23 protein-coding genes, 4 tRNA genes and 1 riboswitch are annotated in these 26,708 nt (G+C 59.5%); of the genes, 19 read left to right on the top strand and 8 right to left on the bottom strand.

Features of this window, described 5'->3' with window-relative positions; all coding sequences use genetic code 11:
• Positions 1-30: 30 nt before the first annotated feature.
• Positions 31-540: a 6,7-dimethyl-8-ribityllumazine synthase gene (locus tag DOCECA_RS15920; protein ID WP_434607346.1), complete on the bottom strand. Its 510-nt coding sequence runs from the start codon at positions 538-540 to the stop codon at positions 31-33.
• 98 nt (positions 541-638) lie between these two features.
• A riboswitch (FMN riboswitch) is annotated at positions 639-806 on the bottom strand.
• A gap of 182 nt (positions 807-988) precedes the next feature.
• Here DOCECA_RS15920 and ltaE point away from each other — a divergent pair.
• From ltaE to DOCECA_RS15885, 7 genes are all read left to right on the top strand, one after another.
• Positions 989-1,993 carry a low-specificity L-threonine aldolase gene (gene ltaE / locus DOCECA_RS15915; RefSeq protein WP_445570786.1) on the top strand — a complete coding sequence of 335 codons (1,005 nt, stop codon included), beginning with the start codon at positions 989-991 and terminating at the stop codon, positions 1,991-1,993.
• A gap of 146 nt (positions 1,994-2,139) precedes the next feature.
• On the top strand, positions 2,140-4,761 hold the full coding sequence (gene alaS / locus DOCECA_RS15910; RefSeq protein ID WP_445570785.1) for an alanine--tRNA ligase: 2,622 nt from the start codon (positions 2,140-2,142) through the stop codon (positions 4,759-4,761).
• Positions 4,762-4,846: 85 nt separating this feature from the next.
• The gene (locus DOCECA_RS15905; protein ID WP_434648671.1) at positions 4,847-6,088 is read left to right on the top strand and encodes an aspartate kinase; all 1,242 of its coding nucleotides are present in this window, start codon (positions 4,847-4,849) and stop codon (positions 6,086-6,088) included.
• A gap of 184 nt (positions 6,089-6,272) precedes the next feature.
• Positions 6,273-6,461, top strand: a complete 189-nt coding sequence (gene csrA, locus DOCECA_RS15900) for a carbon storage regulator CsrA (protein ID WP_003178872.1) — start codon at positions 6,273-6,275, stop codon at positions 6,459-6,461.
• A 62-nt stretch (positions 6,462-6,523) separates the two neighbouring features.
• Positions 6,524-6,614 (top strand) — tRNA-Ser (locus DOCECA_RS15895).
• 107 nt (positions 6,615-6,721) lie between these two features.
• A tRNA-Arg gene (locus DOCECA_RS15890) sits at positions 6,722-6,798 on the top strand.
• 72 nt (positions 6,799-6,870) lie between these two features.
• Positions 6,871-6,947, top strand: a tRNA-Arg gene (locus DOCECA_RS15885).
• A 40-nt stretch (positions 6,948-6,987) separates the two neighbouring features.
• Here DOCECA_RS15885 and DOCECA_RS15880 read toward each other — a convergent pair.
• Entirely contained in the window at positions 6,988-7,479 is a 492-nt protein-coding gene (locus tag DOCECA_RS15880) for a cell envelope protein SmpA (protein ID WP_434560227.1), read from the bottom strand.
• Positions 7,480-7,800: 321 nt separating this feature from the next.
• On the opposite strand from DOCECA_RS15880, the gene mgtE reads away from it, so the two are divergent.
• Positions 7,801-9,243, top strand: coding sequence for a magnesium transporter (gene mgtE / locus DOCECA_RS15875; RefSeq protein WP_420767492.1), 1,443 nt, complete (start codon positions 7,801-7,803; stop codon positions 9,241-9,243).
• Positions 9,244-9,373: 130 nt separating this feature from the next.
• Here mgtE and DOCECA_RS15870 read toward each other — a convergent pair whose 3' ends face one another.
• Positions 9,374-9,700 carry an Arc family DNA-binding protein gene (locus tag DOCECA_RS15870; RefSeq protein WP_003178899.1) on the bottom strand — a complete coding sequence of 109 codons (327 nt, stop codon included), beginning with the start codon at positions 9,698-9,700 and terminating at the stop codon, positions 9,374-9,376.
• A gap of 524 nt (positions 9,701-10,224) precedes the next feature.
• On the opposite strand from DOCECA_RS15870, the gene DOCECA_RS15865 reads away from it, so the two are divergent.
• From DOCECA_RS15865 to DOCECA_RS15845, 5 genes are all read left to right on the top strand, one after another.
• Positions 10,225-10,301: transfer RNA gene (locus tag DOCECA_RS15865), tRNA-Arg, on the top strand.
• Between the two features lie 218 nt (positions 10,302-10,519).
• Positions 10,520-12,127: a response regulator gene (locus tag DOCECA_RS15860; protein WP_420767491.1), complete on the top strand. Its 1,608-nt coding sequence runs from the start codon at positions 10,520-10,522 to the stop codon at positions 12,125-12,127.
• Positions 12,120-12,812 carry a sensor histidine kinase gene (locus tag DOCECA_RS15855; protein ID WP_434607338.1) on the top strand — a complete coding sequence of 231 codons (693 nt, stop codon included), beginning with the start codon at positions 12,120-12,122 and terminating at the stop codon, positions 12,810-12,812. The genes DOCECA_RS15860 and DOCECA_RS15855 overlap by 8 nt, the downstream gene beginning before the upstream one ends.
• Before the next feature lie 217 nt (positions 12,813-13,029).
• A complete protein-coding gene (locus tag DOCECA_RS15850; protein ID WP_434611646.1) occupies positions 13,030-14,271 on the top strand; it encodes a glutamine synthetase family protein in 1,242 nt (413 codons plus the stop codon).
• Positions 14,272-14,341: 70 nt separating this feature from the next.
• Entirely contained in the window at positions 14,342-15,709 is a 1,368-nt protein-coding gene (locus tag DOCECA_RS15845; RefSeq protein ID WP_445570784.1) for an MFS transporter, read from the top strand.
• A 63-nt stretch (positions 15,710-15,772) separates the two neighbouring features.
• On the opposite strand, the gene DOCECA_RS15840 is transcribed toward DOCECA_RS15845, so the two are convergent.
• From DOCECA_RS15840 to flgA, 4 genes are all read right to left on the bottom strand, one after another.
• Complete coding sequence (locus DOCECA_RS15840) at positions 15,773-16,519, bottom strand: flagellar brake protein (RefSeq protein ID WP_420767488.1); 747 nt, start codon at positions 16,517-16,519, stop codon at positions 15,773-15,775.
• 92 nt (positions 16,520-16,611) lie between these two features.
• Complete coding sequence (locus DOCECA_RS15835) at positions 16,612-17,079, bottom strand: flagella synthesis protein FlgN (RefSeq protein ID WP_420767487.1); 468 nt, start codon at positions 17,077-17,079, stop codon at positions 16,612-16,614.
• Positions 17,080-17,127: 48 nt separating this feature from the next.
• A complete protein-coding gene (gene flgM, locus DOCECA_RS15830; RefSeq protein WP_420767486.1) occupies positions 17,128-17,442 on the bottom strand; it encodes a flagellar biosynthesis anti-sigma factor FlgM in 315 nt (104 codons plus the stop codon).
• 172 nt (positions 17,443-17,614) lie between these two features.
• Entirely contained in the window at positions 17,615-18,379 is a 765-nt protein-coding gene (gene flgA, locus DOCECA_RS15825; protein ID WP_420767485.1) for a flagellar basal body P-ring formation chaperone FlgA, read from the bottom strand.
• A gap of 78 nt (positions 18,380-18,457) precedes the next feature.
• On the opposite strand from flgA, the gene DOCECA_RS15820 reads away from it, so the two are divergent.
• The 6 genes from DOCECA_RS15820 to flgE all read left to right on the top strand — a co-directional run bounded on the left by DOCECA_RS15820 (position 18,458) and on the right by flgE (position 23,540).
• A complete protein-coding gene (locus DOCECA_RS15820) occupies positions 18,458-19,384 on the top strand; it encodes a chemotaxis protein CheV (protein ID WP_420767484.1) in 927 nt (308 codons plus the stop codon).
• 54 nt (positions 19,385-19,438) lie between these two features.
• Positions 19,439-20,266, top strand: a complete 828-nt coding sequence (gene cheR / locus DOCECA_RS15815) for a protein-glutamate O-methyltransferase CheR (RefSeq protein ID WP_434607332.1) — start codon at positions 19,439-19,441, stop codon at positions 20,264-20,266.
• A 354-nt stretch (positions 20,267-20,620) separates the two neighbouring features.
• Positions 20,621-21,028, top strand: coding sequence for a flagellar basal body rod protein FlgB (gene flgB, locus DOCECA_RS15810; protein WP_420767482.1), 408 nt, complete (start codon positions 20,621-20,623; stop codon positions 21,026-21,028).
• Between the two features lie 3 nt (positions 21,029-21,031).
• Positions 21,032-21,475: a flagellar basal body rod protein FlgC gene (flgC, locus tag DOCECA_RS15805; protein ID WP_039591882.1), complete on the top strand. Its 444-nt coding sequence runs from the start codon at positions 21,032-21,034 to the stop codon at positions 21,473-21,475.
• A gap of 15 nt (positions 21,476-21,490) precedes the next feature.
• The gene (gene flgD / locus DOCECA_RS15800; protein ID WP_420767481.1) at positions 21,491-22,213 is read left to right on the top strand and encodes a flagellar hook assembly protein FlgD; all 723 of its coding nucleotides are present in this window, start codon (positions 21,491-21,493) and stop codon (positions 22,211-22,213) included.
• Between the two features lie 28 nt (positions 22,214-22,241).
• Complete coding sequence (gene flgE, locus DOCECA_RS15795; RefSeq protein ID WP_434607330.1) at positions 22,242-23,540, top strand: flagellar hook protein FlgE; 1,299 nt, start codon at positions 22,242-22,244, stop codon at positions 23,538-23,540.
• 221 nt (positions 23,541-23,761) lie between these two features.
• Here flgE and DOCECA_RS15790 read toward each other — a convergent pair whose 3' ends face one another.
• Positions 23,762-26,653, bottom strand: coding sequence for a ribonucleoside-diphosphate reductase subunit alpha (locus DOCECA_RS15790; protein WP_420767479.1), 2,892 nt, complete (start codon positions 26,651-26,653; stop codon positions 23,762-23,764).
• Between the last annotated feature and the right edge of the window lie 55 nt (positions 26,654-26,708).

Raw genomic sequence — 26,708 nt, 5'->3', positions numbered from 1 at the left:
AGCTCGCTCCCACAGGTTTTTTAGCGGCTTTTAAACCGCTACCGCCCGCTGCTCACTGCGACGCAACGCCCGAGTCTTATGCAGCGTATCGGCACACGTCTTCGCCGCTTCCTGACCCTTGTGTACGAAGTGCTCGAAGAAAAACTTCTGGTGTTCTTCGCCTGCATGGAAGTGATGCGGCGTCAGCACGACCGAGAACACCGGTACCTCGGTTTCCAACTGGACCTGCATCAGGCCGGTGATGACCGATTGGGCGACAAACTCGTGGCGGTAGATCCCGCCATCCACCACCAGGCCGGCAGCGACGATACCGGCGTAACGGCCGGATTTGGCCAGCAACTTGGCGTGGAGCGGGATTTCAAAGGCACCGCCGACTTCGAAGAAGTCGATGTCGCTTTCCTGGTAGCCCTGGCTGATCATTTCGGCGACGAAGCCTTTGCGGCTCTGGTCGACGATTTCCTTGTGCCAGCAGGCCTGGATGAACGCGACGCGCTCGCCCGGATGGGTTTTGGTCTTGCTGTCGATTGCGGTGGGTTGCATGTTCTGGTTCCTGTTTGTGTAAAAAACAGGGCGTCATGAATCGAAGGGGATTCGAGGGTACGCCGCGCACAGAGTCGCAGTCGGCCCTTGGGTGTCGATCCCGTTCTCTCTTCATCCGGACTATGACCGTCGGCCCCGGGATCACACCGGGTCTGCTGACCTTGCCGCTGCACCGCGAAAGCCGTGAAGTGCCAAGCGCTCGCGGGCTATGCGCATTGCGCGCAATTACCGCCGGTGGGGAATCGCACCCCGCCCTGAGAACGTTTTGCCGGCACATTTTGTGACGGCGGAGGATTTTTAACACATAACCCCTGTGGGAGCGAGCAAGCTCGCTACCACAGGTGATTTGGATGGTTCGTGTGGTCCTGGGCTTGATTATTCCGCGCCATGCCCGCAGTAATTGCCCTTAGAAAGGGAATTTTCCCCACCAGAACCCGAGGCCAGATTCATGAGTGTTATCGATCTTCGCAGCGACACGGTCACCCAACCCTCCGCCGGCATGCTGGATGCCATGGCCAGCGCGCCGACCGGCGACGATGTGTATGGCGAAGACCCGACTGTCAACCGTCTCGAAGCCGAGCTCGCCGAGCGCTTGGGTTTTGCCGCGGCACTGTTCGTGCCCTCAGGCACCATGAGCAATCTGCTGGGGTTGATGGCCCATTGCGAGCGCGGCGACGAATATATCGTCGGCCAGCAAGCCCACACTTACAAATACGAGGGCGGCGGCGCGGCGGTGCTTGGTTCGATCCAGCCGCAACCTCTCGAAGTGCAGGCGGACGGCTCGTTAGACCTGGCGCACGTCGCGGCGGCGATCAAGCCCGACGATTTCCACTTTGCCCGCACGCGACTGCTAGCCTTGGAAAACACCATGCAGGGCAAGGTGCTGCCGCTGGATTACCTGGCCCGAGCCCGGCGCTTTACCCAGGAGCATGGGCTTGCCCTTCATCTGGACGGGGCACGGTTGTACAACGCCGCCGTCAAGCTGAATGTCGATGCCCGGGAAATCACCCAACATTTCGATTCGGTGTCGGTGTGCCTGTCCAAGGGGCTGGGTGCTCCGGTGGGCTCGGTGCTGTGCGGCACGGTCGAGCTGATCCGCAAGGCCCGCCGGCTGCGCAAAATGGTTGGCGGGGGGATGCGCCAGGCCGGAATCCTCGCTGCGGCGGGGCTGTATGCCCTGGACCATAACGTCCAGCGCCTGGCTGATGACCACGCCAATGCTCAGAGGCTCGCCGAAGGCTTGCGCGCGGCGGGCTACGAGGTCGAGCCGGTGCATACCAACATGGTCTACGTGCAAATGGGTGAGCGGGCCGAGGCGATCAAGGCGTTTGCCGATGAGCGGGGCGTCAAGCTCAGCGCGGCTTCACGGCTGCGAATGGTGACGCACATGGACGTGAGCGCGGCGCAAATCGATCACGTGATCACCACTTTCGTCGAATTTTCCCGCCAATGACCCGGGAACCGGGGTAATTGATAGTTTCTATCGCATAAACACGCTGTACCCCACGCGAAGGGCCGATATAATGCGGCCCTTTGCCGTTGCTCCGTCTGTTGACGTTTTGCACAGGCCTTTGGCCGCAGCCTCCGTGGAAGAACCTAATGAAAAGCGCAGAAATCCGTGAAGCCTTCCTTCGCTTCTTCGAAGAGCAAGGCCACACCCGAGTAGCCTCCAGCTCTTTGATTCCGGGCAACGACCCGACCCTGCTGTTCACCAACGCGGGGATGAACCAGTTCAAGGACTGCTTCCTGGGCCAGGAAAAACGTGCCTACACCCGTGCGGTGAGCAGCCAGAAGTGCGTGCGCGCCGGCGGCAAGCACAACGACCTGGAAAACGTCGGCTATACCGCTCGTCACCACACGTTCTTCGAGATGCTGGGCAACTTCAGCTTCGGTGATTATTTCAAGCGTGACGCCATTACCTTTGCCTGGACGTTCCTCACGTCTGACAAATGGCTGAACCTGCCCAAGGAAAAACTTTGGGTAACGGTCTATGCCACCGACGACGAAGCCTATGACATCTGGACCAAGGACGTCGGTGTCCCGGCTGAGCGCATGGTGCGCATCGGCGACAACAAGGGTGCGCCCTACGCGTCGGATAACTTCTGGACCATGGGTGACACCGGCCCATGCGGCCCTTGCACCGAGATCTTCTACGATCACGGCGCCGACATCTGGGGTGGCCCACCGGGCTCGCCGGAAGAAGACGGTGACCGCTATATCGAAATCTGGAACAACGTCTTCATGCAGTTCAACCGCACCGCCGATGGCGTGTTGCATCCGCTGCCAGCACCGTCGGTGGACACCGGCATGGGCCTGGAGCGGATCAGCGCGGTGCTGCAGCACGTTCACTCCAACTACGAAATCGACCTGTTCCAGAGCCTGCTGAGCGCGTCGGCCAAGGCCATCGGCTGCACCAACGACAACCAGGCTTCGCTGAAAGTAGTCGCTGACCACATCCGTTCCTGCGGCTTCCTGATTGCCGACGGTGTACTGCCTTCCAACGAAGGCCGCGGTTATGTGCTGCGCCGGATCATCCGCCGCGCCTGTCGCCACGGCAACAAGCTGGGCGCCAAGGGCAGTTTCTTCTATCAGATCGTCGGGGCGCTGGTGGCCGAGATGGGCGAAGCCTTCCCGGAACTCAAGACCCAACAGGCGCATATCGAGCGCGTGCTCAAGGGCGAAGAAGAGCAGTTCGCCAAGACCCTGGAGCAAGGCCTGAAGATCCTCGAGCAGGACCTGGCCGAACTCAAGGGCAACGTGGTCCCGGGCGATGTGGTGTTCAAACTGTACGACACGTACGGCTTCCCGATGGACCTGACTGGCGACATCGCCCGCGAGCGCAACCTGACCCTCGACGAGGAAGGTTTCGAGCGCGAGATGGAAGCCCAGCGTGTGCGTGCGCGCTCCGCGAGCTCCTTCGGCATGGACTACAACAGCGTGGTCAAGGTTGACGTGGCGACCGAGTTCACTGGCTACGCCGCGACCACCGGTTCGGCCAAGATCGTCGCCATCTATAAGGATGGGCAGTCGGTCGACATCCTGAGCGAAGGCCAGGAAGGCGTGATCGTGCTGGACAAGACACCGTTCTACGCCGAATCCGGCGGCCAGATCGGCGACAGCGGTTACCTGCAGGCGGGCAATTCGCGCTTCGATGTACGCGATACCACCAAGACCGGCGGTGCCTTCCTGCACCACGGCGTGCTGGCTTCCGGCAGCCTGATGATCGCCGCCCCAGTGGCCGCTCATGTCGATGCCGAGGTTCGCCACGCGACTTCCCTGAACCACTCCGCCACGCACTTGCTGCACGCAGCGTTGCGCCAGGTGCTGGGCGAGCATGTCCAACAGAAAGGCTCCTTGGTGGACAGCCAGCGCCTGCGCTTCGACTTCAGCCACTTCGAAGCCATCAAGCCTGAGCAGATCAAGGCGCTGGAAGACATTGTCAACGCGCAGATCCGCAAGAACTCACCGGTAGAAACCGAAGAAACCGATATCGAGACCGCCAAGCGCAAGGGCGCGATGGCGCTGTTCGGCGAGAAGTATGGCGACAGTGTCCGTGTACTGAGCATGGGCGACTTCTCCGTTGAGCTGTGCGGTGGCATCCATGCCAATCGCACCGGCGACATCGGCCTGCTGAAGATCATCAGCGAAGGCGGCGTTGCCTCCGGCGTGCGACGTATCGAGGCCGTCACTGGCGCAGCGGCGCTGGCGTACCTCAACGCGGCGGAAGAACAACTCAAGGAAGCGGCCAGCCTGATCAAGGGCAGTCGCGACAACCTGATCGACAAGCTGTCGGCTGTGCTGGAGCGCAACCGCGCGCTGGAAAAGCAACTCGAGCAGTTGCAGGCCAAGGCCGCTAGCGCCGCGGGCGACGATCTGTCGGCCCAGGCCGTGGACGTCAAGGGCGTGAAAGTGCTGGCCGCGCGTCTCGACGGCCAAGACGGCAAGGCCTTGTTGGCGCTGGTCGATCAACTGAAAAACAAACTCGGCCGCGCAGTGATCCTGCTCGGCGGTGTCCATGAGGAAAAGGTCGTTCTCGTCGCAGGCGTGACCAAAGACCTGACTGGCCAACTCAAAGCCGGTGATTTGATGAAGCAGGCCGCTGCGGCAGTGGGCGGGAAGGGCGGTGGTCGTCCAGACATGGCGCAAGGCGGCGGTACCGATGCCGGCGCCCTGGACGCGGCATTGGCCCAGACCGTTGCATTTGTAGAGCAGGGTATTTAAGGCGGCGCCCCGGGTTCGCCAAGGCGGACCCGGCCGCTGTTGAGTGATTATTTGGGCGCCCTTCACGGGCAGAGGCGGCTTTGAAATGGCTTTGATCGTACAGAAATTTGGAGGCACCTCGGTCGGCACCGTCGAGAGAATCGAACAAGTCGCCGACAAGGTTAAGAAATTCCGTGACGCTGGCGATGACCTGGTGGTCGTGCTGTCGGCAATGAGCGGCGAGACCAACCGTCTGATAGATCTGGCCAAGCAAATCAGCGGCGACCAGCAACCGGTCCCCCGCGAGCTGGATGTGATCGTTTCCACTGGTGAGCAGGTGACCATCGCCTTGCTGGCCATGGCGCTGATCAAGCGTGGCGTGCCGGCGGTGTCCTACACCGGTAACCAAGTCCGTATCCTGACGGACAGCGCGCATAACAAAGCGCGTATCCTGCAAATCGACGATCAGAAAATTCGTGGTGACCTGAAGGCCGGTCGTGTCGTGGTTGTCGCCGGTTTCCAGGGCGTGGATGAGCACGGCAACATCACCACCCTTGGTCGTGGCGGTTCCGATACCACTGGTGTCGCGCTGGCAGCAGCCCTCAAGGCTGACGAGTGCCAGATCTACACCGATGTGGATGGCGTCTATACCACCGACCCACGGGTTGTGCCCGTGGCTCAGCGCCTGGACAAGATTACCTTCGAAGAGATGCTGGAAATGGCCAGCCTCGGTTCCAAGGTATTGCAGATCCGCGCGGTTGAATTCGCCGGCAAGTACAACGTTCCGCTGCGCGTCCTGCACAGCTTCAAGGAGGGTCCGGGCACCCTCATTACTATTGATGAAGAGGAATCCATGGAACAGCCGATCATTTCCGGCATCGCTTTCAACCGCGATGAAGCCAAGCTGACCATCCGTGGCGTGCCAGACACCCCCGGTGTGGCCTTCAAGATTCTAGGTCCGATCAGTGCCGCCAACATTGAAGTCGACATGATCGTGCAGAACGTTGCGCACGATAACACCACCGACTTCACCTTTACCGTGCACCGCAACGACTACCAGTCCGCCGAAGCCGTGCTCAAGAACACGGCCGACGAGATTGGCGCCCGGGAAGTGGTGGGCGATACCAAGATTGCCAAGGTCTCGATCGTTGGTGTTGGCATGCGCTCCCACGCGGGCGTGGCGAGCCGCATGTTCGAGTCCCTGGCCAAGGAAAGCATCAATATCCAGATGATCTCCACCTCGGAAATCAAGGTTTCCGTGGTGATCGAGGAGAAGTATCTGGAACTCGCCGTGCGCGCCCTGCACACGGCTTTTGAACTCGACGCCGCAGCCCGACAGGGCGAGTAAGGCGTTGCCTGAGGGCGCGGCTTCGACCGCGCCCTTTGTTTTTCTGAATGGCATGTTCCAAAACTGTTCTTTTGCACCCGCTGGTCAATACTAGGCCTGTGGGCCGCGAGCGTTTCGGTTGTAGGACCCATGCCCTTTTTTTGCAGACTGTTGTTCCTGAACTGAATCGCGTGAGGAGAAACGTATGCTGATTCTGACCCGTCGGTGCGCAGAGAGCCTGATTATTGGCGATGGCGAAATCACCGTGACCGTGCTCGGCGTCAAAGGAAACCAAGTGCGTATCGGCGTCAATGCGCCGAAGGAGGTCGCTGTGCACCGGGAGGAAATCTACCTGCGTATCAAGAAAGAGAAGGACGACGAACCAAGCCATTAATTTTTATCGATTTTTATGTTTGCAAACGGGGATGAAGGTGGTTAATATACGCCCCGTGTTGCGGAGAGCTGGCCGAGTGGCCGAAGGCGCTCCCCTGCTAAGGGAGTACACCTCAAAAGGGTGTCGGGGGTTCGAATCCCCCGTTCTCCGCCATTATTCGTTTAGTGCGCTGTTATCTTGCTTGATCGGTAAGTGATTGAAATTACTGAAAAAAGCGCTTTACAAAAAGATTCGGCGACCTATAATGCGCGGCAACAAATGCACTCGTAGCTCAGCTGGATAGAGTACTCGGCTACGAACCGAGCGGTCACAGGTTCGAATCCTGTCGAGTGCACCATTTAAGAGTTGCTTGCAGCAATGCAAATAACTTGGCTTCAACCAGTTGTGATCTGGTATAAAACCACAACTTGCACTCGTAGCTCAGCTGGATAGAGTACTCGGCTACGAACCGAGCGGTCACAGGTTCGAATCCTGTCGAGTGCACCATACACCAAGAAGCCCGCGTTTAACGCGGGCTTTTTGCTGTCTACGATTTGCCTTTCACGCATCCCTTCTCGTCGAACACGACCTCTGCGCTCCGACCTTTCTGTGTCTTGTAGGTGTACCGAGTGCTCGAATTTCGAACCTTGATCGTATCCGGTTTGCCAAGCGCGCTGACGACGTCTTGTTCGCTCATGCCGACAACGATTCGTCGCTTCAGGATGGCTTCGCGGCGCTGGTTGGTGTTGATCTGGTTTCCACAGCTGTCCTCGAGTTGGCCAACAATGGTCGGTTCCTTGCGTCTGGTTTTGTTGCTGGATGTTTGCCGACCTTCGGCTTCGGGCAGCATCGGCTCGATAGGGGGTGGGCTGTATGTATGAACCTGCTGCATTGTCAGGGTTTCTCCCGGCTCGCAACTGAGGGTTGTGAACGTGATTTTCCCAGCACTGTTTTCGCAGCGGTGCACAACGTGATCGGCAGCCCAGAGAGGCAGGCAGGGCAGGGTGGCGAGCAGAAACAGATAGCGGCTTACGGGCATGCTGCCGTCCTCCTTGACGGTAAATAAAAAAGGATAGCTGTGACATTTCTCCCTGGGGCTGTGTTTTCTTTTCAGGATAAGTCGTCGTAGAAACAGACGTTCAGCCTGTGTTCAGGTTTGTCTCGCAAGCACTTGTTCTTGCCATGATTTTTTAACGTGTTACGGCGCCAAGCGGTGTATGATTGCGCCCGTCAGCCCCGCCGGGGCTTTGGAATATCTTCATGGACTTACCCAGTAGTTACTCAATATCTCTTTTTGCCAATCATGAATTAACTGATTGATCCTTCCGGCGTGCTCCACTGCTGGGAGTGGAGTTCGCCTATGACTGAAATAGAAGTAAAAAAAACGCAGGAAAGCCTTCAGGATCGCCTCGCTCAAGTCGTTGAGCTGTTGCATCGCCAGCGCGTCGTGGAAGACCTCACGCATCGCCAGGAAGGTCCGCATTCCGATCGGGTCGAGAACCTGGTACATCGGCAGAATCTCGTCGAGTTGCAACGTAAGCTCGATGATCTGCACTCGGCCGACGTTGCCTACATCCTTGAAGCCTTGCCGCTGGAAGAGCGTCTGACCGTCTGGCAATTGGTCCAGGCCGATCGCGACGGCGACATCCTGCTCGAAGTGTCCGACTCGGTTCGTGAAACCCTGATCGCAGACATGGATGACCATGAGCTTCTCGCAGCGGCCAAGGAGATGGACGCCGACGAGCTCGCCGACCTTGCTCCCGAATTGCCACGGGACGTTGTCCATGAGCTGATGGAAGCTCTTGATGGTCAACAGCGCGAGCGTGTGCGTTCGGCATTGTCCTATGACGAGGAGCAGGTCGGTGCGCTGATGGACTTCGAGATGGTGACGATCCGCGAGGACGTCAGCCTTGAAGTGGTTTTGCGTTATCTGCGGCGACTCAAGGAATTGCCGGGCCATACCGACAAACTCTTTGTGGTCGATTATGACGGCGTGCTCAAAGGCGTTCTGCCTATCAAGCGTCTTTTGGTCAACGATCCGGAGAAGCAAGTGGCCGAGGTGATGGCCAGCGACCCTGTGAGCTTCCATCCTGACGAAAACGCCTACGATGCGGCCCAGGCATTCGAACGTTACGACCTGATTTCTGCGCCGGTGGTGGACAAGAACGGCAAGCTGATCGGCCGTCTCACCATCGACGAAATGGTGGACTTGATCCGTGAGGAAAGCGAAAGCGAAGTCCTCAGCATGGCGGGTCTGCGGGAAGAGGAGGACATTTTCGCCTCGGTCTGGAAGTCCCTGCGTAACCGTTGGGCCTGGCTGGCGATCAATCTGATCACGGCTTTTGTCGCGTCCCGCGTCATCGGCCTGTTCGAAGGCTCCATCGAAAAGCTGGTCGCACTGGCGGCGTTGATGCCCATCGTTGCCGGTATCGGTGGTAACTCCGGCAACCAGACCATCACCATGATTGTCCGCGCCATGGCCTTGGACCAGGTCAGTACCGGCAATACATCGCGTTTGATGCGCAAGGAACTGGCCGTTGCGTTGATCAATGGCGTCATCTGGGGAGGGGTGATCGGGGTCGTGGCGTACTTGCTGTATGGCAGCTGGTCGCTGGGCGTGGTCATGACTGCGGCGATGACGCTCAATCTGCTGTTGGCCGCGCTGATGGGCGTCTTGATCCCTATGACCCTGGCGCGCCTGGGGCGCGACCCAGCAATGGGTGCGAGCGTGATGATCACCGCCATGACGGACAGCGGCGGGTTTTTCATCTTCCTGGGCTTGGCGACGATTTTCCTGCTCTGAGTGGCTTATCAAGAAGCCCGCCTGACTGGCGGGTTTTTTTCTGGGTGATGGTTTCCCCGCCCCCCCAGGTCGCCAAACGCCGGGCGAAAAAAAAGCCAGCGTTAAGCTGGCTTTATTACCCTGGACACGATCAGGACGCGTCAGCGGCCATTTCGGCATCATGAGCAATCAGCGAAACGAGGGCGTTCTGCTGGCGATGGGAGAGCTGTCGGAAGCGTTGAAGCAACTCGCGCTCATGCAGCGACAGCTCCGGGCTGTCCAGGCGCATGCTCAATTCTTCACCCAACGCACCTTCCTGAATCAGGCTTTGCTCAAGGCGCGCGATGATTTCAGAGTTCATGCTGCGGTGATGATTACGAGCCACCTCGGCAATGCGTTCCCGCATTCCGTCTGGCAGACGCACGACGAACTTGTCAGCCGTACGGCTGGAATAAATTGCCTGTTTCAATGGGCGCATATTTATTTAACCGGTTAGTTCAGGGGAGCGGTTCTGGGGATTGGCCGCAGGATGTCGATAGGACAAGGCCCGTTGCCAAATGTTCAACCTGAATGTTTAGAGGCCGCATCATGCCTCAAAATTGCCAGATCATTGGCGCCAATTCTGTGACAAATTCTGATCCGGGTAAAGGCGTTATGCCAGTACTCTTCTCAAAAAATGCGGACTGGTTTGAAAAACACACAGGTTCCGCATTTTGTGACCACTGCATCGTGTCGTTGTGCCATACCGTTGGGCGGATAACCGATACGCAACTAAACGTCTGCGTTTCTAGTTACGTATAGGATAGTGGCAAAAGGCCGATTTACTAGGCCCGGAGGCTGTGGATAGATGAATGGCGCCATATTTGGGCGGCCTTCCCTTGGCGTGGCGTAAGGGTCGTACTATTTGCCTACACTTAATAGGCAGCGACGACATGACAAACGCGAGAGTGGCCGTTAACATGCTCGCCGTCCAACGCACCGCGTTTCTCGTGGTCGACCCGTGTCTCAGTAGCTCAATTGGATAGAGCATCCCCCTCCTAAGGGGAAGGTTGGCAGTTCGAACCTGCCCTGGGACACCATTATTATCCCGCAGCCCTGCAAGTCCCCACGATCTTCTAACGGAACCCCGTTTGCGGCCGATAACCCGATGAGTCTCCTTTCCTGACGTCCCGGCGTCCTGGAACGGCTCGCGGTATGCGTCGCGGCTGTCTATCATCTGCGCGCTTTGCCGGCCGTGAGGCGGTGTTTCGTTTGTTTTGCCATTGAGTTCATTTTCTTATTTGCCTGGACATCCTCGATGCTGGCGTACCACCAAAAAAGTTTTCTGATCGTCGATGATTTCTCGGATTTCCGCAGCTCCGTCCGGTCGATGTTGCGGGAGTTGGGCGTCAAGGACGTGGACACCGCCGATACCGGTGAAGTGGCGCTGCGCATGTGTTCGCAGAAGCGTTATGACTTCATCTTGCAGGATTATCACCTGGGCGACGGGCGCAAGAACGGCCAGCAGGTGCTGGAAGACCTGATGGTCGAGAAGTTGATCAGCCATGAGAGCGTGTTTCTCATGGTGACCGCCGAGACCAGCCAGGCCATGGTGCTCAGCGCCCTGGAACATGAGCCGGATGCGTACCTGACCAAACCATTCAATCGCTCCGGCCTGGCCCAGCGGTTGGAGCGCCTGGAGCAGCGCAAAACGTTGCTCAAACCGATCCTGCAGGCGCTCGATCGTGGCAAGCCGATGGAAGTGCTCAATGCTTGCATCGCCCTGTGCAAGCAGGACCCGCGCTACGGCCCACTGTGCCTGCGTTATCGGGCCGATGCGCTGCGCGACCTGAATCAGAACGAGGCCCTTGAGCGGTTGTACAACTCCATCATCGCGGATCGCCCGTTGCCGTGGGCGTACGCGGGGTTGGGAAAGTTGTTGTTCAAGCGCGGGCAGATAGGCGAAGCCAAGGCTGTCTATGAAAAGGCCCTGAAAGTCTTTCCGATGATGCCGGCCCTGTACGACGGCATGGCCGACGTGTTGGTGGCTGAAGGCGACACGAAGCAGGCCCAGAACGTATTGGAGGAAGCGGTGCGGTTGTCGCCGTTGGCGGTGCGTCGGCAGTCACTGCTGGGCAAGCTGGCGATGACCAACGAGGATTACGAGACCGCGTCGAAAGCCTATCGCCAGGCGGTCGGGCAGGGGGCGCAATCGCGATTCAAGGATCCGGAGAGCAACCTTGGCCTGGCCCATGCCTTGATCAGCAAGGGCAGCGAGAAGGGCCTGGACACCCGGACGAGGCTGGAAATCAACACCACGCTTAGCGCGGTGGCGAAAGATAACCCCAGCGATCCGGGCCTGCAGGTCCGGGCGCGGCTGATGAAAGCAACGAGCCTGTTGCTCAATGATGCCGAAACCGCCGAAAAGCTCACCGAGCAAGCCTTGCAGCGTCTCGACGGCATGGAACAGTTCATGAGTGCCGAAGCCGCGCTGCTGGTGGCCAAGCAGCTACAGATGCTCGGCCAGACCAGCGCCGGCGAATCGATGCTCAAGAACTGCGCGGAGATCTATGGCGATGATCCGACCGTGATGCAGGGCATTGCCAAGCTCACCGACGACCCGAATATCCTTAACCAGGGCAACGCCGCCGCCGAGCTGAATCGCGAAGGCGTGCGTGTCTACAAGACCGGCGCGTTACCCGAGGCGCGGGAATTGTTCCGGCGTGCACTGAAGCTGCAGCCGAAGAACATCAGTATTGCCCTGAACATGGCGCAATCCCTGCTGCACGGCACCGATACCAGTGTTGAATCGCAGCTGCTGCAGGAATGCCGTGCCTGCCTGAAACTGGTGGGCATGATGCCCGACACCGATGCGCGTTTTGCGCGTTATCAGAAACTGCGAAGCAAGGCATTTGGCGATGAATGACAGCGAACAAGCTCTCGATTTCTCCACGGTGATCGCGTCTACCGTGCATGACATGAAAAACTCCCTGACCCTGCTCATGCAGGCTCATACGCAATGGCTCGAGCGCCTGCCGGAACCTTCGCGGCAGACCTCGGAGCAGGGCGTGATGGAGTTCGAGTTTGCCCATCTCAATGGGCTGCTGGTGCAGTTGCTCGGGTTATACAAGCTGGGCGTGAATCAATTGCCGCTGCATCCGGCCTACCACGAACTGGATGACTTCATCGAAGCGCAGTTGGCCGGCCATCAGGACGTGTTCCGCAGTCGCGGGATCATGGCCACCTATGAGGTCGATCCGCTGAGCCCGCTGGGTTTCTTCGACCGTGAGCTGATCGCGTCGGTGCTCGACAACATGATCAACAATGCCATTCGCCACGCGCGCCAGGCGTTGTTGATCAGCGTGAGCGACGAGGCTGGGCAATTGGTGCTGACCATCAATGACGACGGCGAAGGCTACCCGGCCGAAATGATTGAGCGCCAGGCCGAGTATGTGCAGGGCATCAACCACAGCAGCGGCAGCACCGGCCTTGGCCTGTATTTCGCCGCCAGGATCGCCGGGTTGCATCAGCGTGGCGGCTTGAGCGGGCATACCGAGATTGCCAATGGCGGTGTGCTGGGCGGTGGGGTGTTCAGGCTTTACCTGCCCTGAGCTGTCCATATCCCCGTCAGATGTTTATTGTCTCGGGATGCTTGATATTCCGAACAGCCGGAGCCTATTTTGTACGGGTTGCCGTTCGCGGCTCGCACATAACAAGGATTGCGTCATGACGACCGATGGCCAGTGTTCACTCGCACAGCGATTGACGGGCATTGATGAGATTGAATGTGTCACGCCGGATTTGAATGGCGTACCCAGGGGCAAGGTAATGAGCGCCGAGGGCTTCCTTGAAGGCCGGCGGTTGCAGATGGCGCGCGGTGTGCTGCTGCAATGCATCATGGGCGGATATCCGCCAGCGCGCTTTTACGGCAGTGACGACGGCGACCTGGCGTTGGTGGCCGATCCACAGCAGATCCACCGGCTGCCGTGGAGCCATCCGCCACGCGCCTTGGCGATCTGCGACGCCGATGAGCTCAGCGGCGAAAGCTCACCTTTGTCGACGCGCGGTCAGCTCAAGGCCGTGATCGCTCGATATGCGGCGCTCGGGCTAGCGCCGGTAGTGGCGACGGAGCTGGAGTTTTTTGTGTTCGCGCCCAATCCGGATCCTTCCCAGCCATTCCTGCCTCCGATGGGCCTGGATGGTCGTCGCGAAGATGGCCAATCGGCGTTCAGCATCAGTTCCAACAACGGCCTGCGACCGTTCTTCACCGAAGTCTATGAATGCATGGCGGCGCTAGGCCTGCCGCGCGACACGTTCATGCATGAAATGGGCGTCAGCCAGTTTGAAATCAATCTGCTCCACGGCGATGCTCTGCTGTTGGCCGACCAGACGTTCCTGTTCAAGCATTTGCTCAAGGAGGTGGCCCTCAAGCATGGCCTGACGGTGGTCTGCATGGCCAAGCCGCTGGCGCGAACGCCGGGCAGTTCGATGCACATTCACCAGAGCGTCGTCGAGCTGGGCAGCGGTCGCAATGTATTCAGCGACGATGCGGGCGAGCCGACCGCGACGTTCCGGCACTTCATTGGCGGGCAGCAGGCCGGCATGGCGGATTTCACCGCGCTGTTCGCGCCAAACGTGAATTCCTACCACCGCCTCTGCCATCCATTCGCGTCGCCAAACAATGCCTGTTGGTCCCATGACAATCGTTCGGCCGGGCTGCGCATTCCTGCGAGTGCGCCGGTAGCCCGGCGGGTCGAGAACCGCTTGCCGGGAGCCGATGCCAACCCTTACCTGGCGATTGCCGCCAGTCTGGCGGCGGGGCTCCATGGCATCGAGAATCGCCTGGAACCGGGTGCCGCGATCCAGGGCGAGTTCGAGGTGCCGGAGAATCTGTCTTTGCCATGTACCTTGCATGCAGCGCTTGAACGTCTCAAGCGTAGCCACTTGGCGAAGGAACTGTTCGGTAGCGAGTTCATCGAAGGTTACGTTGCCTCGAAAACCCTGGAACTGACCAGTTTCTTTGACGAAATCACGCCCTGGGAGCGGCGCGTTTTGGCGGCCCAGGCATAACGAACCGTCGCATTCGGGCTATCTTCCAAAGATAGCCCTTACTTACCTCAAGGAGCCGCTCGGAACGCCGATGCGCCAAATCTGGAAACCTTTTCGAGCGCTTTATTTCGCCTCGCTGATGATGCTCATCGGCTCAGGCCTTCTGAGTACTTACCTGGCCCTGCGCCTGGCCGCCGACAACGTGGACAGCCTGTGGGTCGGTGCGCTGATGGCGGCGAACTATTTCGGCCTGGTGCTGGGCGGCAAGATCGGCCACCGGCTGATTGGCCGCGTCGGGCATATTCGCGCCTATTCGGCTTGCGCCGGGATCGTCGGTGCGGCGGTATTGGGCCATGGCCTGGTGAACTGGCTGCCGGCCTGGATCGTGCTGCGGATGATTGTCGGCCTGGGCATGATGTGCCAGTACATGGTTATCGAAAGCTGGCTCAACGAGCAGGCCGATGCCAAGCAACGCGGGGTAGTGTTCAGCGGCTATATGATTGCTTCCTACCTGGGGCTGGTGCTGGGCCAACTGATCCTGGTCATGCATCCGGCCCTGGGCCTTGAATTGCTGATGTTGGTGGCGTTGTGTTTCGCCCTGTGCCTGGTGCCGGTGGCATTGACCCGGCGGATTCACCCGGCGCCGTTGCATCCGGCGCCGATGGAGCCGCGCTTCTTTATCAAGCGCGTACCGCAATCGTTGACCACGGTGTTGGGCTCCGGGCTGATCGTCGGCTCCTTCTACGGCCTGGCACCGCTGTACGCCTCCCAGCAGGGCCTGAGTACCGAGCAGGTCGGCTTGTTCATGGGCTGCTGCATCTTTGCCGGCCTGCTGGTGCAATGGCCGCTGGGTTGGCTGTCGGATCGTTACGATCGGGCCCTGTTGATCCGCTGCTTCGCACTGGCCCTGGTGGTGTGTGCCTTGCCGCTGGCCATCCTGTCGAAGGCGCCGCTGGAAGTATTGTTCATCGCCGGTTTCTGCTGTTCGTTGGTGCAGTTTTGCCTGTACCCGCTGGCGGTCGCGTTTTCCAATGACCACGTCGAGGGTGATCGCCGGGTGTCGCTCACCGCGATGCTGCTAGTGACCTACGGCGTGGGCGCCAGCATCGGCCCGTTGGTGGCCGGGGTGCTGATGAAGCTGTACGGCAGCCAGATGCTCTATGGCTTTTTTGCCCTGTTTGCGTTGCTGCTGGTATGGCGGATCCGGCCGAAAGCGGTCACCAACCTGCACCAGGTCGACGACGCGCCGCTGCATCACGTGGCCATGCCGGACAACATGACCAGTTCACCCTTGGTGGCGTGCCTCGATCCGCGGGTCGACGAGCAAGTGGTGCAGGAGCAGATGCAGGCCTCGCCCAATCCGGACGTCGAGCCCGAGCCTCAACCTGAATTGGAGCCGGTCACCGAAGGCGCCAACGACGAACTGCCACCGTCCGATTTCACCCAGGCCAGGCCCTGAGACCGGCATAAAAAAAGGGCAATCCTTGCAAAGGGATTGCCCGTTTTTATAGCGCGCCGGAAATCAGAAATCGTCTTTATCGAACCGACGGGCTTCACGCTGCAATTGATACACGAAGCGTTCCACCTGGCGTTGTACCAGGCCGCTGATGTTATGGAAGCGCACGCCTGCGAACGTGGTGTTGATCCGCTCTTCGAAATGCAGGTAGCGCAGCTCCACCGGCGCGGTCATGCTGCCAAACGGTAGGGCGGCGATGAAGCGCTCGTAAACCTGGCCCAGCTGCAGCCGTTCAGTGATATCGCCATCGAAGCGCAGCTTGCAGCCGGTTGCGGAAATATCCAACAGCTTGCCATTCACCGGTGATTTGAGCTTGTCGCCTCCCAACTCCACGTTCACCAGTTGCGCCAGTTTCAATGCGGCCCGGAAGGCGTTGCGGCGTTGGTGATAAACCACTTCTTCAGGCAAGGCGCCGCGATAGCAGCGGCCATCGCTCGATTCCTGAATGGTCAATGGGCCGTTGCCCTCCCACGCGATGCGCACGCCGTCATGGAAACCCTCGACGCGAAACGGCTCGCCGGCCAGTAGGAAACGTTCACCGTCCCGAGGAATCATTTCGTCCAGGGCGATGGTGTTCGTTTCGCGATCGACATCCACCAGGTAACTCTGGAACCGCTGGCTGCGCTCGTGGAAGGTGATGATCAGCGGGTCGTGACTGTCTTGCAGCATCCGCAGATTGCCGGAGATTTCCAGAGGGGTGGCGAGGACCTTGGGCGGCTGCGGAGCATCATCCGCGTTTGAGGCATTGAACACGGTGGGTCAATCTCCAGGCAAAATACGACTACAAAGAGCCAGCATTTTGCCAGCATGTATCGCGCGTTGATAGTGCTCCGGCATCGTTCGCTTCATGCCTGGCTGAGCGGGCGGTGCTTGACCATTTTCGCGGTCGAGCCGCGAGCGTCATAGAGCGTCGGGATTTCGCCGCCATTGAGAATACGCAACTGATTGGCGGTGGCGGCCTGTTGCATCAGGATAGACTGGCCGTTTCGAGCATTGGCGGCCTGGCACTGGTTGAGCAGGTCGTTGAGCACGGCGCTTTGCGACAACAGCTGATCGCCGATCGACGATTGGCTGGCCAATTGCTCAAGGCCACTGTTATCGGCGGGCAGGTTGAGGCTGGCGAGGATTTCGCTGCGCTTGCGGCCATGCTGGTCGAGCAAAATGATCAATGCCTGCTTTTGCGCCAGAATATTTTCCAGCAGGGGCATGTCCCGCCCGTGCAATGCCAGGGCTTCGGTCTGCAACAGCTCCAACAATTGTTGCGCTGGAGCAAAGTCGTCGATGATCAGTTGCAATAAATGAGTGTCGTGCATGGCTGGCCTTGGGTCTTAAGCGTCCAAAAGCCTGGCGCAGGCGGGGGCCTAGCGCTGGGCTTCGAAGTTGAGCAGCTTGCTGGCTACACGGTTGCTGTCGACTTGATAGCTGCCATCGGCGATTGCTGCTTTCAACGCGGCCACGCGGGCGTTGTCGACGACAGGTTGATCGCGCAGCTTGTCAGTGACCTTCTGCAACTGTTGAGCCTCATTGCTGAGGTGTACCGATTCCCCGTTGCTGACAGTGGCGGCCTGGTCGGCTGGCTTGGATTTGTCGGTTTCGACGGTTTCCTTGCTGGCGCTGGTGCGCGCAGTGCCTGTCAGGGGCGAGGAGCTGTTTAAACGATTGAAATCGATGACCATGGTAAAAAACCTCTGGGTATTTGGACGCTTGCCATGTTTTCGGCCATCCCCAAAAAAACTTTAGGCTCATTTTTCAAATGAACGAGCGCACGTCCGCGCTTGCCTTCGTACAAGGCACAGTCTAGGGAACACCGAGGTCAAGCGCCAGCCTGTCTACCCTCCTTACAGCCTCTTACATAGCCACTTCCACCTGGCCAGGCGCTATCACCTGTGCCTTGATGACCCGTTGGGAATTGAGGTTTTTCACCCGAATCTGTTCGCGCATGCCACCGTTGGCCAGGGCCTCGCCGGGCATCCGCACGGCCAGGGTGCCGCTGCGAGCGGTGATGACCACCTGGTCGCCCTTGCGAACCACCTCGGCCTGTTCCAGATGCACCTGGGTCACCACCTGGTCGGCGACCATTGGTCGGACAAGTTTCTGCCCAATGGCCTCATCGACGGACGTCAGGAAACCCTGGCTGATCTGGCTGACGTCGCGCTCACGCAGCACCACGTCCTGCGGCTCGACGATCCCGGCCCGCTTGAGTGGGCGAGTGGTGGTGACAATTTCCCGGTACAGGCGCACTTGAGCGGGCACGAACACCGTCCAGGGCGCGGCGCTATCGCAACGAACCTTCACCGTGACGCGGCCCAGGGGCCTGGCCGGGCTCTCCAGCGAGGCAGTCAATTCCTTGTCGCACATCGGCATCCGCAGGCGCGGGTCGAGCTGGTTGACTTCAATCTCGTAGCGACCTTCGGTTTGACTGGTTGCCAGATAGTCTTCTACGGTGAACTCAAGAAAGCCCTGAGTGACGCCGATAAGGAGATCAGGCAAGGTTACCGCAGCGGCACCAAGGGCAGGACCGCCCGAAGCGAGCAGGCAGGCAGCCAGCAGTGCACCGAGCCAGTGGCGGCAGTGAGTGGTCAGGCGTCGAGAAAATGTCGTTTGTGCGTTCATGCCGGTTCAATAGCAAGCCCCGTGCCGTTTAGTGATGAATGCGCGTCGGACACATTAGCGTTAGGTAGGAGTCAGGGCATGGCGGGAGTGATGGATTCGGTAAACCAGCGCACACAGCTGGTGGGTCAGAATCGCCTGGAGCTGTTGTTGTTCCGTCTCGACGGCCGACAATTGTATGGGATCAACGTGTTCAAGGTTCGCGAGGTGCTGCAATGCCCCAAGCTGACCCTGATGCCGAAATCCAGTCCCGTCGTGTGCGGTGTGGCGAATATCCGGGGAGCGACCATCCCGATTCTCGACCTGGCGATGGCGACCGGTTCCGGCCGACTGCTGGACCAGAGCAATCCGTTTGTGATCATCACCGAGTACAACACCAAGACCCAAGGGTTCCTGGTGCGATCGGTGGAGCGCATCGTCAACATGAACTGGGAAGAGATCCATCCACCACCCAAAGGGACCGGCCGCGACCACTACCTCACGGCGGTGACCCGGGTCGATAACCAGTTGGTGGAAATCATCGACGTGGAGAAAATCCTCGCCGAAGTGGCGCCGACCCCGGAAACGATTTCCGTTGGCGTGATAGATGCCGAGACCCAGCACAAGGCGGTTTCCCTGCGGGTGCTGACCGTCGACGACTCCTCGGTGGCCCGTAAGCAGGTCACGCGTTGCCTGCAAACGGTCGGCGTCGAAGTGATTGCGCTGAACGATGGGCGGCAAGCGCTGGATTACCTGCGCAACCTGGTCGACGAAGGCAAGAAGCCGGAAGAGGAGTTCCTGATGATGATCTCCGACATCGAGATGCCGGAGATGGACGGCTACACGCTGACATCGGAAATCCGCAGCGACCCGCGCATGCAAAAGCTGCACATCATCTTGCATACTTCGTTGTCTGGGGTGTTCAACCAGGCAATGGTCAAGAAGGTCGGCGCCGATGACTTCCTGGCCAAGTTCCGGCCCGATGACCTCGCTTCCCGAGTCGTCGAGCGAATCAAGTCAGCAGGCTAAAGGTCGGGCGCGTTGTGCGCCCGGCAAGTCAATACAGTGAAAAGAGGCGGTATTTTGTCTACGGGTAATTTGGATTTCGAACAGTTCCGGGTCTTCCTGGAAAAAGCCTGTGGCATCTTGCTTGGTGAAAACAAGCAGTACCTGGTGTCGAGCCGTCTCAATAAGTTGATGGAACAACAGGGCATCAAGTCATTGGGCGAGTTGGTTCAGCGTATCCAGACCCAGCCGCGCAGTGGCTTGCGCGAGATGGTCGTGGACGCCATGACCACCAACGAAACCCTGTGGTTTCGTGACACCTATCCCTTTGAGGTATTGAAGAACAAGGTATTGCCGGCGGCCATCAAGGCCAGCCCGGGCCAGCGCCTGCGGATCTGGTCGGCGGCCTGTTCGTCGGGGCAGGAACCTTATTCCTTGTCGATGTCCATTGATGAGTTCGAGCGCACCAACATTGGCCAGTTGAAAGGCGGCGTGCAGATCGTCGCCACCGACCTGTCCGGGACCATGCTCAACAACTGCAAGACCGGCGAGTACGACAGCCTGGCCATCGGCCGCGGCCTGTCGCCCGATCGCCTGCAACGTTATTTCGACGCCAAGGGACCGGGCAAATGGGTGGTCAAGGCGCCCATCAAGAGCCGCGTGGAGTTTCGCTCGTTCAACTTGCTGGACAGTTACGCCAGCCTGGGCAAGTTCGACATCGTGTTCTGCCGCAACGTGTTGATCTACTTTTCCGCTGAGGTGAAGAAGGACATCCTGACGCGCATCCACAGCACCCTGAAACCGGGTGGTTATCTGTTCCTGGGTGCATCCGAGGCGTTGAACGGCTTGCCGGACCATTACCAGATGGTCCAGTGCAGCCCGGGGATCATTTACCAGGCGAAGTGATTGGCTTGGATGGTAGAACGGGAGTCCCTAGGGGCTCCCGTTTTTTTTTGCGTGCTCATATTCAATCACCACTGTCCCCTGTGGGAGCGAGCTTGCTCGCGATAGCGGTATTGCAGACGACATCAACGTTGACTGACAGACCGCCATCGCGAGCAAGCTCGCTCCCACATTTTGATTTCCTTTGCCTGGATGAAAGCGGCAGAAAAGCGGCATCCGGCGGAAACCGATTGCCGCTTTTCTGGCATTGCCGCTTTGCCGTTGCCCGCAAAGCCCCGGTTTACGGGCTTTCGGAAAGTGGCACGGCGCTTGCTAAAGCCTTCGTACGTACATTCTGGTCACCCAAAGGTTTCCGACATGAGCATCAGCTTCGATAAAGCGCTCGGTATCCACGAACAGGCCCTGAGCTTCCGCGCCCAGCGTGCCGAAGTCCTGGCCAACAACATCGCCAACGCCGACACGCCGAACTACAAGGCCCGTGACCTGGACTTTTCCAAGGTACTCGCCGAGCAGAACGAGAAGACCAAGAACGGCCACTTCGCCTTGAACATGACCAACAGCCGTCATATCGAAGCCGAAGGCGTAGGCAGCGGCGACGAATCGTTGATGTATCGCACGCCGATGCAGCCCTCGGTCGACCAGAACACCGTGGACGCTCAACTGGAACAGTCCAACTACGCGGAAAACTCCGTGAACTTCCAGGCCAGCTTCACCCTGCTCAACAGTAAATTCAAAGGGCTGGTATCGGCCCTGCGTGGAGAGTAAGTCATGTCGATCGCGAGCGTTTTCAACATCGCCGGCAGTGCCATGAGTGCCCAGACCACTCGCCTGAACACCGTCGCCAGTAACATCGCCAACGCCGAGACCGTTTCGTCGAGCATCGACCAGACCTACCGCGCCCGTCACCCGGTGTTCGCCACCATGTTCCAGGGTGGCCAATCCGGCGGCAGCGATTCGCTGTTCCAGGACCAGGACGCGGCGGGGCAGGGCGTACAGGTGCTCGGCGTCGTTGAAGACCAGAGCAACCTCGAAGCACGTTACGAGCCAAACCATCCGGCCGCGGACGCCAAGGGTTATGTCTATTACCCGAACGTCAACGTCGTCGAAGAAATGGCCGACATGATTTCCGCCAGTCGTTCGTTCCAGACCAACGTCGAAATGATGAACACCGCCAAAACCATGATGCAGAAGGTCCTGACCCTCGGTCAGTGATAAGGGGCGATTCATATGAGCGTCACCAATACAACAGGCGGTTTGAGCCTCAACGAGATTCTGGCCAACTCCTCGGTCAAGACCAATACCAAGGCCGATGGCCTGGGTGCGGCGACCAATGCGGCGAGTGGCAACCAGGAATTGGGCAAGGATGCGTTCCTGCAACTGCTCGTGACCCAGCTGAAAAACCAGAACCCGCTGGAACCCCAGGACAACGGTGAGTTCGTGGCCCAACTGGCGCAATTCAGCAGCCTGGAAGGCATCACCACGCTCAACGAAACCGTGAGCGGCATTGCCGGCAACTACAACTCGTCACAAGCGTTGCAGGCTTCGTCCCTGGTCGGCCGCTCGGTGATCGCTCCGGGTGACAAGGCCGTGGTCGACACCTCCAAGAGCCTCAACGGCACCGTGGTGGTTCCGGCGGCGGTGTCCTCCCTCACCGTCAAGATCATGGACAAGGATGGCAAGACCGTCCGCACCATCGATTTGGGCAGCCAGAAGTCGGGCAACTCTGCCTTCATCTGGGACGGCAAGAACGACGCGGGCACGACGGTAGAGTCGGGCACGTACACCTTCGCGGCCTCGACCACCATCGATGGCAAGGCCACGTCGCTGATCACCAACCTGCCGGCCACGGTCAGCAGCGTGACGATCAGCCAGACGGGCGGTGAGCTGATGCTCAACCTGGCCGGGCTGGGCAGCATCGCCCTGTCCAAAGTACAAACTATTGGTATGTAGAGCCGACTAACCGGCAAAAGGAGTCAACATGTCTTTCAACATCGGCCTTAGCGGTCTCTATGCAGCCAACAAACAGCTGGACGTGACCGGCAACAACATCGCCAACGTGGCGACCACCGGTTTCAAATCGTCCCGCGCGGAATTCGAAGACGTCTACTCGGCCACCAAGCTGGGTTCGGGCAGCAAGACCGTCGGCAACGGCGTGCGCCTGGCCAACGTTTCCCAGCAGTTCGGCCAGGGTGACGTGAACAACACCGGCAACGTGCTGGACATGGGGATCCAGGGCCAGGGCTTCTTTGTCCTGAGCAACGACGGCTCCCTGAGCTACACCCGTGCCGGTACTTTCAAGACCGACAAGGAAGGCTACGTCACCAACAGCGATGGCACGGCTCGTTTGCAGGGCTATGGCGTGGATGCCAACGGCAAGATCCTCAACGGTATCCTGACCGACCTGCGCATCGACACCTCGAACCTGCCGCCGCAAGCCACCAGCCTGGTTTCGTCGACCATCAACCTGAACTCGACGGCGACGCCGATCACTGCCGCGTTCAACCCGGCTGACACGGCGACCTTTACCAAGCAGTTCACCACCCCGATCTACGACACCCAGGGTAACCAGCACTCGATGGACCAATACATGGTCAAGACAGGCTCCAATACCTGGAACGTCTATACCTTGATCGATGGTCGTAACCTCAATGGCAGCTTGCCGACCACGACCGGTGCGACCGCGCCTGTTCCTTCCACCATGAACTTCGATTCGAGCGGCAAGTTGACCACGGTCACCACTCCGCCAGCGACCGTTAACAGCGATCTGGTGTTGACCGGCTGGGTTCCGGGCACCGTGACCAACGGAACCTGGACCGCCAACGGCGCCGCCAGCGCACCGACCATCACGATTTCGATGGGCAACACCACTCAGTTCAACGCCGACACCGCTCGTTCGATTCCTGCCCAGAACGGCTACGCCACCGGCCAGATCACCAACCTGACCATCGATGGCAGCGGTGTGATGCTCGCCAACTTCAGCAACAACCAGACCAAGCCGATCGGCCAGATCGCCCTTGCCAGCTTCACCAACGAGCAAGGCCTGCAGCCAGTAGGCGGCACCAGCTGGAAGGAAACGTTCGCCTCGGGTATCCCGGGCTACGATGCTCCACAGACCGGCACCCTGGGTTCGATCGTCTCCAACTCCCTGGAGGAGTCCAACGTCAACCTGACCAACGAATTGGTCGAGCTGATCAAGGCGCAGAGCAATTACCAGGCGAACGCCAAGACCATCTCTACCCAGAGCACCATCATGCAGACCATCATTCAGATGGCTTGATGCCGAAGGTCGCTTGAAAGCTGCACAAGGAGCCCCTCGAAAGAGGGGCTTTTTCATGAGCTTCAGTTTTGTATTGCTTGGGCCTGCCTCTTCGCGAGCAGGCTCGCGAAGAGGCAGGCCCAGGCGCCTACTTTTCGCCAGGCAAAAGAAAACCCCCGATAAACCAGCGGTCTATCGGGGGCTTCTTTCAGCGGGCGCCTTTAGGCGCCTACCCGCTCAGCTTATTGGCAAGCTTCGCAATCCGGCTCATCGATCGCGCAGGCTTTTGGCACTGGCGCAGGTCCTGCTGGAGCAGCCAGGACTGAGTCATCACCGTGGTTGCCGCCAGCGGAAACCGCGTTCAGCTTGCCGGTGTTGATGGTCGACTTCTCGGTGCTGGTGGCGGCCAAGGCACGGAGGTAGTAAGTCGTTTTCAGGCCACGGTACCAAGCCATGCGGTAGGTCACGTCCAGCTTCTTGCCCGAGGCGCCGGCGATGTACAGGTTCAGCGACTGAGCCTGGTCGATCCACTTCTGGCGACGGCTGGCGGCGTCTACGATCCACTTGGTGTCCACTTCGAACGCGGTCGCATAGAGCGCTTTGAGCTCTTGCGGGATGCGCTCGATCTGCTGCACCGAACCGTCGTAGTACTTCAAGTCGTTGATCATGACCGAGTCCCACAGGCCGCGGGCCTTGAGGTCGCGAACCAGGTACGGGTTGATCACGGTGAATTCGCCCGACAGGTTCGATTTCACGTACAGGTTCTGGTAGGTCGGTTCGATCGACTGCGACACGCCAGTGATGTTGGCGATGGTGGCGGTCGGTGCGATGGCCATGATGTTGGAGTTACGGATGCCTTTCTGCACACGGGCGCGAACCGGTGCCCAGTCCAGGGTTTCCTTCAGATCCACGTCGATGTACTTCTCGCCGCGCTGGGCGATCAGGATCTGTTGCGAGTCCAGCGGCAGGATGCCCTGGGACCACAGCGAACCCTGGAACGTCTCGTACGAACCGCGCTCGTCGGCCAGGTCGCAGGAAGCCTGGATCGCGTAGTAGCTGACCGCTTCCATGGACTTGTCGGCGAACTCGACCGCAGCGTCCGAACCGTACGGGATGTGCTGCAGGTACAGCGCGTCCTGGAAGCCCATGATGCCCAGGCCGACCGGACGGTGCTTGAAGTTGGAGTTCTTCGCTTGCGGCACCGAGTAGTAGTTGATGTCGATCACGTTGTCGAGCATGCGCACGGCGGTGTTCACGGTGCGTTGCAGCTTGGCGGTGTCCAGCTTGCCGTCGACGATGTGGTTCGGCAGGTTGATCGAGCCCAGGTTGCAGACCGCGATCTCGTCCTTGTTGGTGTTCAAGGTGATCTCGGTGCACAGGTTCGAGCTGTGGACCACGCCCACGTGCTGCTGCGGGCTGCGCAGGTTGCACGGGTCCTTGAAGGTCAGCCATGGGTGGCCGGTCTCGAACAGCATCGACAGCATCTTGCGCCACAGGTCTTTGGCCTGGACGACTTTGAACAGCTTGATCTTGTTGTACTCGGTCAGGGCTTCGTAGTACTCGTAGCGCTCTTCGAAGGCCTTGCCGGTCAGGTCATGCAGGTCCGGCACTTCGGACGGCGAGAACAGGGTCCACTTGCCGTCATCGAAGACGCGCTTCATGAACAGGTCAGGGATCCAGTTGGCGGTGTTCATGTCGTGGGTACGACGACGATCATCACCGGTGTTCTTGCGCAGCTCGATGAACTCTTCGATGTCCATGTGCCAGGTTTCCAGGTAGGCACAGACCGCGCCCTTGCGCTTGCCGCCCTGGTTGACCGCAACGGCGGTGTCGTTAACCACTTTGAGGAACGGCACGACGCCCTGGGATTTGCCGTTGGTGCCCTTGATGTACGAGCCCAATGCGCGGACCGGGGTCCAGTCGTTGCCCAGGCCACCGGCGAATTTGGACAGCATGGCGTTGTCGTGGATTGCGCCGTAGATGCCCGACAGGTCGTCCGGCACGGTGGTCAGGTAGCAGCTCGACAGCTGTGGACGCAGGGTGCCGGCGTTGAACAGGGTCGGGGTCGAGGCCATGTAGTCGAAGGACGACAACAGGTTGTAGAACTCGATCGCACGGTCTTCACGCTGCTTCTCTTCGATCGCCAGGCCCATGGCCACGCGCATGAAGAAGACCTGCGGCAGTTCGAAGCGCACGCCATCCTTGTGGATGAAGTAACGGTCGTACAGGGTTTGCAGGCCCAGGTAGGTGAATTGCTGGTCACGCTCGTGGTTGATCGCCTTGCCGAGTTTTTCCAGGTCGAATTCGGCCAGGACAGGGTTCAGCAATTCGTACTCGATCCCCTTGGCGACATAGGCCGGCAGGGCCTTGGCGTACAGGTCGGCCATTTCGTGGTGGGTCGCGCTCTCGGCGACTTCCAGGAAGCTCAGGCCTTCGGCGCGCAGGGTGTCCATCAGCAGGCGCGCGGTCACGAACGAGTAGTTCGGCTCGCGTTCCACCAGGGTCCGCGCGGTCATCACCAGGGCGGTGTTGACGTCCTTGAGGGCGACGCCGTCATAGAGGTTCTTCAGGGTTTCGCGCTGGATCAGGTCGCCATCGACTTCTTCCAGACCTTCGCAGGCCTCGGTGACGATGGTGTTCAGGCGGCCCATGTCCAGCGGCGCGAGGCTGCCGTCGGCGCGTGCGATGCGGATCGAAGGGTGAGCCTGGACCGGCGCGTCGGCCGGCGCGCGGGTGGCGCGCTCCTTGGCGCGGGAGTCACGGTAGATCACGTAGTCGCGAGCCACTTTCTGCTCGCCGGCACGCATCAGGGCCAGTTCGACCTGGTCCTGGATTTCTTCGATGTGGATGGTGCCGCCCGAAGGCATGCGACGCTTGAAGGTCGCGGTGACCTGTTCGGTCAGGCGGGCGACGGTGTCGTGGATTCGCGACGAGGCGGCAGCGGTGCCGCCCTCAACTGCGAGGAACGCTTTGGTGATGGCGACGGTGATCTTGTCATCGGTGTAGGGAACGACAGTGCCGTTACGCTTGATCACGCGCAGTTGGCCCGGCGCGGTGGCGGACAGATCCGGGCTCGAATCGGCGGCCAGCGGCGCGGTGCCCTGCGGGTTCTCGCGAGTTGTGTCGGTGTGCATGGGTGTCTCCACGTTCTCTATGTTTATTTGGGCACCATCACGGTGCCCACCGTTC

The organism is Pseudomonas sp. E102 (assembly GCF_052660185.1).
This window is presented reverse-complemented; position numbering and strand designations above follow the sequence as displayed.

Bases quoted from the DNA above. Each gene is read 5' to 3' on its own strand.
- DOCECA_RS15920 (WP_434607346.1), bottom strand. From the start codon at position 540: ATGCAACCCACCGCAATCGACAGCAAGACCAAAACCCATCCGGGCGAG.
- ltaE (WP_445570786.1), top strand. From the start codon at position 989: ATGAGTGTTATCGATCTTCGCAGCGACACGGTCACCCAACCCTCCGCC.
- alaS (WP_445570785.1), top strand. From the start codon at position 2,140: ATGAAAAGCGCAGAAATCCGTGAAGCCTTCCTTCGCTTCTTCGAAGAG.
- DOCECA_RS15905 (WP_434648671.1), top strand. From the start codon at position 4,847: ATGGCTTTGATCGTACAGAAATTTGGAGGCACCTCGGTCGGCACCGTC.
- csrA (WP_003178872.1), top strand. From the start codon at position 6,273: ATGCTGATTCTGACCCGTCGGTGCGCAGAGAGCCTGATTATTGGCGAT.
- DOCECA_RS15880 (WP_434560227.1), bottom strand. From the start codon at position 7,479: ATGCCCGTAAGCCGCTATCTGTTTCTGCTCGCCACCCTGCCCTGCCTG.
- mgtE (WP_420767492.1), top strand. From the start codon at position 7,801: ATGACTGAAATAGAAGTAAAAAAAACGCAGGAAAGCCTTCAGGATCGC.
- DOCECA_RS15870 (WP_003178899.1), bottom strand. From the start codon at position 9,700: ATGCGCCCATTGAAACAGGCAATTTATTCCAGCCGTACGGCTGACAAG.
- DOCECA_RS15860 (WP_420767491.1), top strand. From the start codon at position 10,520: ATGCTGGCGTACCACCAAAAAAGTTTTCTGATCGTCGATGATTTCTCG.
- DOCECA_RS15855 (WP_434607338.1), top strand. From the start codon at position 12,120: ATGAATGACAGCGAACAAGCTCTCGATTTCTCCACGGTGATCGCGTCT.
- DOCECA_RS15850 (WP_434611646.1), top strand. From the start codon at position 13,030: ATGAGCGCCGAGGGCTTCCTTGAAGGCCGGCGGTTGCAGATGGCGCGC.
- DOCECA_RS15845 (WP_445570784.1), top strand. From the start codon at position 14,342: ATGCGCCAAATCTGGAAACCTTTTCGAGCGCTTTATTTCGCCTCGCTG.
- DOCECA_RS15835 (WP_420767487.1), bottom strand. From the start codon at position 17,079: ATGCACGACACTCATTTATTGCAACTGATCATCGACGACTTTGCTCCA.
- flgM (WP_420767486.1), bottom strand. From the start codon at position 17,442: ATGGTCATCGATTTCAATCGTTTAAACAGCTCCTCGCCCCTGACAGGC.
- flgA (WP_420767485.1), bottom strand. From the start codon at position 18,379: ATGAACGCACAAACGACATTTTCTCGACGCCTGACCACTCACTGCCGC.
- DOCECA_RS15820 (WP_420767484.1), top strand. From the start codon at position 18,458: ATGGCGGGAGTGATGGATTCGGTAAACCAGCGCACACAGCTGGTGGGT.
- flgB (WP_420767482.1), top strand. From the start codon at position 20,621: ATGAGCATCAGCTTCGATAAAGCGCTCGGTATCCACGAACAGGCCCTG.
- flgC (WP_039591882.1), top strand. From the start codon at position 21,032: ATGTCGATCGCGAGCGTTTTCAACATCGCCGGCAGTGCCATGAGTGCC.
- flgD (WP_420767481.1), top strand. From the start codon at position 21,491: ATGAGCGTCACCAATACAACAGGCGGTTTGAGCCTCAACGAGATTCTG.
- flgE (WP_434607330.1), top strand. From the start codon at position 22,242: ATGTCTTTCAACATCGGCCTTAGCGGTCTCTATGCAGCCAACAAACAG.
- DOCECA_RS15790 (WP_420767479.1), bottom strand. From the start codon at position 26,653: ATGCACACCGACACAACTCGCGAGAACCCGCAGGGCACCGCGCCGCTG.